Below are 10,484 nucleotides of genomic sequence, written 5' to 3'. Positions count from 1 at the left end.
GCTTATGGCGGAAAAATCCCCGAATTTATGAACACGGATGCCATATGGGGGGCTTTCTGGAACATCACGCAATTGTGGGCATTGTGTTATCCCGAGCGGTACAGCAATTATGTGCATACGCAATTACAGGTTTACAGGGATAAGGGATGGTTTGGAGATGGTATTGCCAATAGTGAATATGTTTCGGGCGTAGGAACCAATTTTGTAGGACTTGCCATTGCCGGAGCTTACCAGGCTGGTATACGGAACTACGATATAGCCCTGGCTTATGAGGCCGTTAAAGCCAATGAATTGAACTGGGAGAACAGGAAAGTGGGATCGGGTAAGATGGATACCAAGGCATTTGTTGAACATGGGTTTGTTCCTTATCTTGAAAAGAATACAACAGATTCAACAGGGTCGCATTTCTCTGCTTCACATACGCTTGAATACAGTTTTAGTGCTTTTGCCGCCGCCCAGATGGCCAAAGCATTGGACAAGAAAAAGGATTACCAAAAGCTGATCGGGTATGCCGATGGCTGGAGATCTCTTTTTAACCCGGAGCATAAGCTCATGCAGCCCAAAAGAGCGGATGGTTCTTTTATAGATGATTTTAATTCCCTTGAAGCATGGAGGGGTTTCCAGGAAGGGAATGCGGTTCAATACTCATTTTATGTGCCGCACAATCCTGCTGCGTTGATCAGCGCTGTAGGAAAGGATCAATTCAATAAGCGGTTAGACAGCATTTTTCAATCCTCACAAAAAAGCGGTTTTGGTGGCGGGAAGGAAATAGACGCATTTGCCGGTATAAAATCATTGTATAATCATGGCAACCAGCCCTGCCTCCATATCAGCTGGCTTTTTAATTTTTCGGGTAAGCCGTGGCTGACCCAAAAATGGACAAGACTGATATGCAATGAATTTTATGGAACAGAGCCCATCCACGGCTATGGCTACGGGCAGGATGAAGACCAGGGTCAGTTGGGGTCCTGGTATGTGCTGGCCGCGCTTGGTTTGTTTGATGTAAAAGGATTTACAGATGCAAAGCCCATCATAGAATTCGGGAGCCCTTTGTTTGACAAGGCCACGATCACCTTAGGCAATAAAAAAACACTGATCATTGAAACCAAAAATAATTCAGGTGAAAACATGTATATACAGTCGGCACAGTTCAATGGAAAGCCGTTGAACAATTGCTGGTTGTACAGGGAGGATCTGATGAAAGGCGGTAAGCTGCTGTTTGTAATGGGAAGCAGGCCCAATAAAACATGGGGCGTAAAAGTACCGCCTCCGTCTCAGCAATAATCCGATGCAATCAAACAAAAAGCCTTTTGCGTTCAGCGGCAAAAGGCTTTGTAGCGTTAAGAAACTGGTTTTTTATCGCTCCGGGTGAAAGCTGTTCACCTCATCCATTGTTAAGCCCAATGCTTTTGCAACGCCTTCTCCATAAGCGGGGTCGGCCTTATAACAATTGCGGATGTGACGGATCTGTATAAATTTCTGAGCACCGCCGATCTGAGCGGCTGTATTTTTAAACAACAGTTCTTTTTTATCACTCGTCATTAAGCGGAACAGGTTGCCCGGCTGTGAATAGTAATCGTCATCGTCTGCCCTGTAGTCCCAGGCTGTAGCATCACCATGAAGCGCTAACGGCGGCTCTTTGTATTCGGGCTGTTCCTGCCATTCATTAAAGCTGTTGGGTTCATAATGCTTTGCAGCTCCGTAATTGCCATCAACCCGCATAGCGCCGTCCCTGTGAAAACTGTGATAGGGGCATTTAGAAGCATTAACCGGTATCTGGTAATGGTTTACGCCGAGACGGTAGCGCTGCGCGTCGCCGTATGAAAACAACCTGCCCTGTAACATTTTATCGGGTGAAAAACCGATGCCGGGAACAATATTGGCCGGGTTAAAAGCAGCCTGCTCTACTTCTGCAAAGTAGTTTTCAGGGTTACGGTTCAGTTCAAATTCACCAACCGGGATCAAAGGGTAATCACCTTTAGGCCATATTTTCGTTAGGTCAAAAGGATGGAACGGCGAGTTGTTGGCTTCCGCTTCCGTCATGATCTGTATGAACATTTTCCATTTGGGAAAATCGCCTTTTTCAATGGCATTGAACAGGTCCCGCTGGTGCGTTTCCCTGTCGGTACCGATCAGCTTTATCGCTTCTTCATCAGACAGGTTTTCAATTCCCTGCTGTGTTTTGAAATGGAATTTTACCCAGTGCCTCACATTGGCTGCGTTGATAAAACTAAAAGTGTGGCTGCCAAAGCCGTGCATATGCCTGTATGATTTGGGTATTCCCCTGTCGCTCATTACTATGGTTACCTGGTGCAGGGATTCGGGCAGCAGGGTCCAGAAATCCCAGTTGTTGTCAGCGCTTCTTAAATTGGTTTTGGGATCTCTTTTAACGGCGTGGTTCAGATCGGGGAATTTCATCGGATCTCTGAAAAAAAATACCGGAGTATTGTTGCCTACCAGATCCCAGTTGCCCTGACTGGTATAAAATTTCATGGCAAATCCGCGGATATCGCGTTCGGCATCTGCTGCACCACGTTCGCCGGCTACAGTTGAAAAACGTACGAACATGTCTGTTTTTTTGCCGATCGCAGAAAAAATAGCGGCTTTGGTGTACTGTGTGATGTCGTGGGTTACCGTAAAGGTTCCATAGGCGCCCGATCCCTTGGCATGCATGCGCCTTTCGGGAATGACTTCACGATCAAAATGCGACATTTTTTCTAAAAACCAAAAGTCCTGCAACAGGGCCGGTCCCCGCGCCCCGGCGGTTTGAATGTTCTGATTGTCCGGGACAGGATTCCCGGTTGTGGTCGTTAATTTCTTATTATTTTCCATGGCTTTAAATTTCGTTGTTGTGCAGCAATATTAATCTTTTCGAACGTCAAAAAAGTTTTTGTTCACTATTTTATAAATCTATTGTAAATAGATAATTTCTATTGGTGAAGTGAGGCGTAGAATGGGAGAAACGTGAGTAGTGAATAGTGAATAGTGAGTGGTGATCAGTTTCACGTTTATCATTTCACGAGGAGAAAGGAGTGAATAATGAAGGGTGAATCGTGATAGGTGATAGGTAAAAAGTGAGAGGTGAGATAAGGTGGAGTGCTATCGGTTCATCGTTAGTACGCCCCCTCAAAGCTGAACGCTGAATGCTGACAACTGATAGCTCACTGCTGACAGCTCCCAGCTAAAACAACTCCTGGTAGGCTTTTTCCCCCTGCTGCTGCTCATATTCATCTATAGCTTTTTTTATGGCACGTGACATTTCTTTTTCGCTTTCTGCAGAAATGGATTCGCCATTTTTCCGGGCACCTTTCAGCCATTCGCCCTCTCTTTTTGTTTTGAAAACGAGAAATTCATTTTTACCTGAAGTACCTTCCACAATCACGGTATAGGCGATTATTCGCTCTTTATTTTTGTATTTAAAAAAAAGGAATTTTAAAGGCCGCCTTATTCCAACACGTTTATTGATAACGTGACCAAGTTTTTCGCTGGGAAGATTAATAGCAAAGGGTTGCATCATTAGGGTTTATAGCTGCTAAATTATGGCCATTTTTTCTGCCGGTAAAATTTTGAGAAAGCAAAAACGGCCAGTTAACAAAATTTTAAACGACGAGATAGCATCAACGCCCTGCTTCATTTTATTTATATTGTTTTTTACAGGTAGAATAAATGCGCCGGTAATGATTTTTTTGAATGGTACAATCATTGCTTTACCACTTCACATTTCGTGTTACTGTTTTTACATGAATCTGGTATCTGTATGGCTGGTGCGCAGATTTAATAACCGGAGGGCGATAAGCGTCTTTTGCAGTCCGATGGCGCGTATATCATTAATAATAATCGGTTGCGTTGCATTGTATGCAACTCCGGGAAATATGGTTAGCCTTGTTTTGTTTTTTCTTTTTTCCATTATGCTTTTTCATCCATCTCAGGTCCCGGCAGGAATGCATGGATGAAAGATCTTGTACCCGAAGAGCAATCGGGCATTTTTTTCACGCCGGGGACGCAATTCGCAAATATTAAATGTATTGCTGAGCATTACGCTGGCCTTTATTGTTGACTATACGAAACGTTATTACCCGCTGCACGAACTGAGCCTGTATGGCATCATGTATATCGCGGGAGGGATTTGGCGGTATAACAGGTGTTTTTTTGCTTTACCGGACGCCTGAACCGGGATCATCCCTTTTTATTATCGGCAACCTGCTTAGCCGGCACACCCGGTTGCGCGATAATATCCGGAAAAAGTATTTTGAGGAATAAAATACCCATACCTGAGCTACCCGGAAAACACTTCGCACATCTGATCGCCTGAACAGCTCTGGCAGCATTCTTGATTACTTGGTATATAATTTTTAAATTAAAAAGAATATTATGAAAAAGATGATATTAATAATGGGGGCAGCTCTTTTTTTGTTCGCATGCAACAGCGCCGGTGACAGTGATAACAACCTGTCTTCGGATAGCCTTCAGAACAGTTATGAGAATAATGATTCTATGAATAACATGGATAACAATACCGATACGGGCAGCATGCCCAGTGACAGCACTGTCAACAGGCAGGACCAGCCCAATCCGTAGCGGTAATCATAAAATTCAATAAGTATAGCAACATATTAAGCTTTAGTCATTGATAAGGGCTGTCTCAAAAGTTGTGTTTTGCCACTAAGACCCGCCTGGAACCGGAAGTCCGCCTGCCTTTACATAGGAGGCGGGGATGACTCCAGTCGGACGGGGGACGGGCATTAAAACACGAAGAAAATAAAATCTGAAGATCAGGACTTTGTGTATTGGTGTGTTTTTGTGGCATATCTTCTATACCGGCTTTTTGAGACAGCCTCTTATGACTAAATTTTAATTATCCTGTATGGAAAAAGTCCTGACGAAAAAGAACCGGGGAGCAAGATTACATTCACCCAAAATTGTAAGACTTTATCCCGGGAAAAAGCCTGCTCCGGTTGCGCCTGCTCCGCCACCTGCTTTCCCCAAGCCTAAGATTGAAACTTTTCCTGCAGTGCAAATGCCTCCCCAGCCCGAAGCCTATCTGAAAGCCAACGAATTTGATTTTTTTTAAAGAAGCATTTACTTCTTGCCAGACAGTCCGGTTGAACGGAGGATAGCTTGGCAGAGCCGGGTGATTTTTTTATCGGCAGCGTGCTTGTTGTACGACGGAATAGATGCATATACAGGTGCGGAATGGGTAAAGATCATGCGGCACAACAGGTTCGCGGATTTTTTTCAACGCTTCATGCTTTTCAAAACACCTATCGGGCCATGACAGGTAAAGAACTCGAATTCGGACTGTAGCATTCTGCCGGATAAATTTGCGTTATTTTCTTTTACATACCACCATATGAGCAACAGAACTATTTTCCAGTTTTTTCACTGGTATTATTCTCCGGAGGGAAATTTATGGAACCACGGCAGGGATGAGGCCGGCAGGTTGGCATCACTGGGTGTAACCGATGTATGGCTTCCGCCGGCGTATAAATCGGCTGAGGGTGTAGACGAACCGGGATATGCCGTATACGACCTGTACGACCTGGGGGAATTTGATCAGAAAGGAACAGTACGCACCCGCTTTGGCACCAAAGCCGAATACCTGGGCTGTATAGCTGCGTTCCATGAGCATCACATGAATGTGCTGGCGGATATTGTGCTGAACCACAGGATGGGTGGTGATGAAAAAGAGCAGGTAACGGTAAAAAACGTAAATGAAGAAAACAGAACGGAAATGATCAGTGATGCGCATACTATTGATGCGTATACGCGGTTTACTTTCCCGGGGAGGAAGAAAAAATATTCTGATTTTATATGGAACTGGCATTGCTTTACCGGTACTTCTGAAAACGGCAGCATTGCAGTTATCCTTAACGAATATGGAAATGGCGGCTGGGAAGATGTGTTGGGAAAAGAATTCGGGAACTATGACTACCTTATGGGCAATGACGTTGAATTCCGAAATCCTTATGTGAGAGAGGAATTAAAAAGATGGGGGGTCTGGTATGTGCAAACCACCGGCATAGATGGTTTCAGGCTGGATGCGGTAAAGCACATCAATCCCGGTTTCTTCCCCGAATGGCTGCAATATCTTAAAGCACATTTTCAAAAAGACTTTTTCTGTATAGGAGAATACTGGAAAAGCGATGTGCAAATGCTGTTGAATTATATTGATGCTACCGGCGGAATGATCCGGTTGTTTGATGTACCGCTGCATTTTAATTTTTATGACGCTTCCACAAAAGGTGAGAATTATGATTTGAGAACCATTTTCGACAACACGCTTATAAAAGAAAGACCGGACCTGGCCATCAGTTTTGTTGATAATCATGACACCCAGCCGTTGCAATCGCTGCAGTCAACCGTTGATTTTTGGTTCAAGCCGCTTGCTTATGCGCTTATTTTATTAAGGGAGCAGGGGATCCCATGTGTGTTTTATCCGGCAGTATACGAAGCCAGGTATGCCGGTCCCGGTGGTAACGAAGAAGCATATATAGAATTAAATAAGGTGGCAGCCCTGGAAAAGATGATGGTGGTGCGCAAAGACCTCGCTTATGGTATGCAGCGCGACTTTTTCGATCATCCCAATACAATTGGCTGGACACGCGAAGGCACAGATGAAAAGCCCGGTGGCGGTTGTGCGGTGCTGCTCAGCAACGGAGGAGAAGGATCGAAGAACATGCTGGTTGGCGAAAGGCATGCGGGCAAAACTTTTGTGGATTGTTGCGGCGGCAGACCAGAAAAGATAACATTGAACGAAAAGGGAGAAGGGACCTTTTTTGTTAATGCAGGATCGGCAGCCGTGTGGGTGCCCGGATGACCGGGATGCGCTGTAGAAATATTTCCCCCGAAAAGTAAGTTGAGCCTCTTTTGAGAAGTTTTATTCCCGGCTTCAAAATAAAAAGTATATTCAGTTGCATATCGGTATCGCTTCATTAAATTAAACAGCACATTTCATTTTACATATTCGTAACCATGTGATCCAAATGTGTTCAACTGCCGGGCCTTTAAATTTCCCGCGTGCTGATGAATGATGATGTGGAAGCGCTCAGCCGGATATTCATTTCCGCTATTGCCAAACACCGCTTTTGGGAAAGGGAAAAAACCGCGTAAAGTTCCCGCCTGATGGTCCGTTGTAAAGGAGAAGGAAGAAAATAATTTGGATGGAATAATTATTGACTTAACCGGGTCTTTTTATTCAAATGCTTTTCTATCATTTCAAGAAAATGAGGCACGTCAAAGGGTTTTTCAATAAAATCATCGGCGCCGGCATCCTGCGATAAAGCGCCAATGCCGGGGTTGGCCGAGATCATGACAATGGGGATATGGGAAGTATTTTCCTGATTTTTAAGGTAGATGCAAACGTCAAGGCCATCAATGCCCGATAAGCGTTTATCAAGCAAAAAAAGGTCGGGAATGGTGTAGTTATCACGGAGGATATCTTCGCCATTGGATATTACCTCAACTGTGTAGCCTGCTGATTCGAGGATGAGTTTAAAAATATCCTGGATTCCAGGGTCATCATCAGCAACCAGTATTTTTTTTGCCATGTGCGGCTTTATATCAAACAATATACCGGTATTTTAGGATCTTAATCCACTTTTTTTCCCGGATGTAAAATATTTATTCCTGCGGAGTATTTGAAAACGGGTAGGGAAACATAAAACGTAGAGCCTTTTCCCTTTTCTGAAGTAACCCATATTTTGCCGTTTTGACGGCGTACGATCTCTGCCGCTATATAAAGTCCGAGCCCCAGTCCCGAAAAAGTATTGATAACGGGTTCTGCCACCCTGAAAAAGCGCTCAAATACTTTATTAAGATGTTCTTTTTCTATACCCACCCCAAAATCCTGTACGGCAATTGTTACCTGCCTGTCATCAACAGCCGTTGTTATAATAACTTCCTTCCCCTTGGGTGAATATTTGATGGCATTGTTGAGCAGGTTGCTCAATACCTGTCCTGTGCGGTAACGGTCGCCCTTCATTTGAACCGGCCGGTCTAACCGGGTTATGATGGCATGCTGCCGGGTGGTTCTTTGCAATTCTTCCGTTAGTTCTGTGATCAGTTCGTTAAGGGCATAGCTTTCTTCCCTGAACTTAAGCTGGTTGCCTTCAATGCGGTTAAAATCCAGCAGGTCTACAATAAGTGTGGTAAGCCGGTCAACCTGCAGGTTCATTTTGCTCACCAGCTCAGCCGACCTGGTGTCACCGCTTTTTTTAAACAGCTCTTCAAGGATCTGCGAATAGGCTTTGATGCTGGTAACAGGCGTTTTTAACTCATGGCTTGCCACGCCAATAAAATCATCTTTTTGCTGTTCAAGTATTTTCCTGTCGGTTATATCCCTGTAATTGGCGATAATGCCGTTGATCTTTTTGTTGTTTAAAAAACTCCGGAAAATGGCGTCAATGGTACGATAGCTGCCATTTTTGTGGCGAAGGCGGAACTCGCCGGTTATATTGGTGTCGGGATGTAAGGCTGCTTTTTTCAATAAGCCCAGCTTATGCTCCTTGTCTTCCGGGTGTACAATAACATCCATATTGATATTTCGCCCGATCCTTTCATTGGGATTGTAGCCGAGCACAGATTCTATGGCGGGACTTTCATACAGCACTGTTCCATCTTCCGAAAAAACAGTAATGATATCGGAAGAGTTTTGTACCAGCAGCCTGAAGCGTTCTTCATTTTCCATTAACTGCTCTTCCATTTCTTTGCGCGAAGTGATGTCCTGCATGGTCAGGATGATCGTGGAACCCGGGATGGCAGGCAGGGATCTGAATCCATTCAGCAGGAAGGTCCTGGTTCCTGCGGTTGTAAAAGTTTGGGTGATCTCCAAATCGCTGAAACCGGCGTTTTTGGTTTGCAGTGATTTTAACTTTTTTCGCAATCGGGGGATGTGGAACATCCCTCCGCCTAAATCAAATAAATAAGTGCCTTCGGTTTGGTCGGGGGTAAGCTTAAACGACCGGTAAAAGCTTTTATTGGCGCTCTTTATTTTCAAATCCGCCGTCATGATGAGCAATGCATCATTCAGGCTTTCTATGATCATGCCCGTGTAGTCGTTCGCCCCTTTCAATTCGGCATTGCGTATGCTCAGTTCATCGTTAATGGTAGTAAGCTCTTCATTGGCCGACTGTAACGCTTCCCTGGATGTTTCCGGTTTTTCGTTTTTGACCCTGCCGTTGGCAGGTTTCTTCTGCTGTCCCGCGGCATTTGTTTTGCCGGCAAATGAAACCTGTTTTTTTTGTGCGCCTTTCCTTTCCATAGCTCAAACAAAGAAAGTAAGTTACAAAATTATGAGCTGCTGTGCGGTAAACCGGGGATCTCCCTTTATTTTTTTAGCGGTTGATCCAATATGCCACAGGTCTTGGGAGCCCAAACAAAGATACACGTATGGATGAATGATTCGAATGGAACAAAACCAGGAATGCAATTTGTATAAAATAATGTTTATCGGTCGCCCTCAATAATGCGTAAAAGCTAATAAAAATATTATTATGAAAAGAATTACTCCGATCTTCATCTGGACCTTTATTTGCTTCGCCTGTAACAGGTCAGCATCCTCAACCGGAAATGAAGCACAACCTGTTGGCGATTCCGATGCAACCGAACACGCAAGTCCTACTCCGGGCCTCGGGTACGACCCCACAAGAAATGATACCCGTGAAGAAGATCCGCTGGGTCCCCGCGGTTCCGGGGATTCATCCGTGCAGGAAGGTAAAACGAAGCCCACGCCCGGACTGGGCAATGATCCTACAAGAAACAATCCATCGAACAGGTATGCTTCGCCTGAAGACAGTTCGCGCGGGCAGAACCCGGCAATAGAATAAAAACAAAACCGGAGGCCAAATGCAGTTGAACAAAGAACGCATGTGTTGAGTATTTTTGTATAAAAAAGCATGACGGAACCTTCACGCAACATCAGTGATCACCTCGCCAATGAAAGAACGTTCCTTGCCTGGATACGTACCGCTATAGGAATCATGGCATTTGGATTCGTGGTGGTTAAATTTTCACTTTTTGTGACGCAAATAGCTGCCCTCACAGGTAAACCCGCCGGTTCCGCCTCATCAGGGATATCAGCAGCCGTTGGCATCATGCTGGTAACTGTCGGGCTTCTTACCACAATTCTTTCCTTTATCCGGTATCTTCATACGGGCAGGCAAATTACCCGCGGCAGCTATAAGCACTCTAATGTTTTGCCACTAAGCCCCGCCTTTTTGAGACAGTCTCTACCGGATGAGCGTTTGAAGTTTTTCCAGGTGCGGCTTTTGCCTGCTGTCATACCGGTATATTCTTTACCCTGGAATTCCTTACACCGGTTATAACTCTCGCTTTTATCTGTTTTGATAACCGGTTTTAGCTGCTTTTTTTTGACGCGGTTTTTTTAGCCGGTTTCTTTTTGGGCACTTTCGCACCTTCTTTACGCGCCTCCGACAGTCCGATGGCAATGGCCTGTTTGCGGCTGGTTACTTTTTTACCGCTTCTGC

At 44.8% G+C, this 10,484-nt stretch carries 13 protein-coding genes; 7 read left to right on the top strand and 6 right to left on the bottom strand.

All coding sequences use genetic code 11. The features are described from left to right. The coding region (locus tag PLH26_RS13385) for a glycoside hydrolase family 92 protein (RefSeq protein ID WP_324586531.1) at positions 1-1,284 on the top strand (1,284 nt) is incomplete at its 5' end. Between the two features lie 72 nt (positions 1,285-1,356). Here the strand turns inward: PLH26_RS13385 and PLH26_RS13380 are convergent. The 3 genes from PLH26_RS13380 to PLH26_RS13370 all read right to left on the bottom strand — a co-directional run bounded on the left by PLH26_RS13380 (position 1,357) and on the right by PLH26_RS13370 (position 3,907). Continuing rightward, a complete protein-coding gene (locus PLH26_RS13380; RefSeq protein ID WP_324586530.1) occupies positions 1,357-2,832 on the bottom strand; it encodes a catalase in 1,476 nt (491 codons plus the stop codon). A gap of 349 nt (positions 2,833-3,181) precedes the next feature. Then, complete coding sequence (locus PLH26_RS13375; RefSeq protein ID WP_324586529.1) at positions 3,182-3,517, bottom strand: hypothetical protein; 336 nt, start codon at positions 3,515-3,517, stop codon at positions 3,182-3,184. A 219-nt stretch (positions 3,518-3,736) separates the two neighbouring features. Next, positions 3,737-3,907 (bottom strand): hypothetical protein, encoded by a 171-nt coding sequence (locus tag PLH26_RS13370; RefSeq protein WP_324586528.1) that lies wholly within the window; start codon positions 3,905-3,907, stop codon positions 3,737-3,739. A gap of 191 nt (positions 3,908-4,098) precedes the next feature. Here PLH26_RS13370 and PLH26_RS13365 point away from each other — a divergent pair, with 191 nt between their 5' ends. The 4 genes from PLH26_RS13365 (at position 4,099) to PLH26_RS13350 (ending at position 6,817) form a co-directional block, all read left to right on the top strand. After that, on the top strand, positions 4,099-4,260 hold the full coding sequence (locus PLH26_RS13365) for a hypothetical protein (protein WP_324586527.1): 162 nt from the start codon (positions 4,099-4,101) through the stop codon (positions 4,258-4,260). 111 nt (positions 4,261-4,371) lie between these two features. Further along, positions 4,372-4,578: a hypothetical protein gene (locus tag PLH26_RS13360; RefSeq protein WP_324586526.1), complete on the top strand. Its 207-nt coding sequence runs from the start codon at positions 4,372-4,374 to the stop codon at positions 4,576-4,578. Between the two features lie 286 nt (positions 4,579-4,864). Then, entirely contained in the window at positions 4,865-5,071 is a 207-nt protein-coding gene (locus PLH26_RS13355) for a hypothetical protein (RefSeq protein WP_324586525.1), read from the top strand. A gap of 279 nt (positions 5,072-5,350) precedes the next feature. After that, entirely contained in the window at positions 5,351-6,817 is a 1,467-nt protein-coding gene (locus tag PLH26_RS13350; RefSeq protein WP_324586524.1) for an alpha-amylase, read from the top strand. Between the two features lie 352 nt (positions 6,818-7,169). Here the strand turns inward: PLH26_RS13350 and PLH26_RS13345 are convergent, their stop codons facing one another. After that, positions 7,170-7,547 (bottom strand): response regulator, encoded by a 378-nt coding sequence (locus tag PLH26_RS13345; protein ID WP_324586523.1) that lies wholly within the window; start codon positions 7,545-7,547, stop codon positions 7,170-7,172. Between the two features lie 41 nt (positions 7,548-7,588). Continuing rightward, positions 7,589-9,259 (bottom strand): sensor histidine kinase, encoded by a 1,671-nt coding sequence (locus tag PLH26_RS13340; protein WP_324586522.1) that lies wholly within the window; start codon positions 9,257-9,259, stop codon positions 7,589-7,591. Between the two features lie 232 nt (positions 9,260-9,491). On the opposite strand from PLH26_RS13340, the gene PLH26_RS13335 reads away from it, so the two are divergent. Both PLH26_RS13335 and PLH26_RS13330 read left to right on the top strand, forming a co-directional pair. Next, positions 9,492-9,824, top strand: a complete 333-nt coding sequence (locus PLH26_RS13335) for a hypothetical protein (protein ID WP_324586521.1) — start codon at positions 9,492-9,494, stop codon at positions 9,822-9,824. A gap of 69 nt (positions 9,825-9,893) precedes the next feature. Further along, positions 9,894-10,322: a YidH family protein gene (locus PLH26_RS13330; protein ID WP_324586520.1), complete on the top strand. Its 429-nt coding sequence runs from the start codon at positions 9,894-9,896 to the stop codon at positions 10,320-10,322. Positions 10,323-10,353: 31 nt separating this feature from the next. Here PLH26_RS13330 and PLH26_RS13325 read toward each other — a convergent pair. Further along, the coding region (locus PLH26_RS13325; RefSeq protein ID WP_324586535.1) for a DUF6496 domain-containing protein at positions 10,354-10,484 on the bottom strand (131 nt) is incomplete at its 5' end.

The organism is Agriterribacter sp., from assembly GCF_035444585.1.
Classification (GTDB): domain Bacteria; phylum Bacteroidota; class Bacteroidia; order Chitinophagales; family Chitinophagaceae; genus Agriterribacter.
The sequence above is the reverse complement of the archived record's forward strand: the minus strand, read 5'-3'. Positions and strand labels throughout refer to the sequence as shown.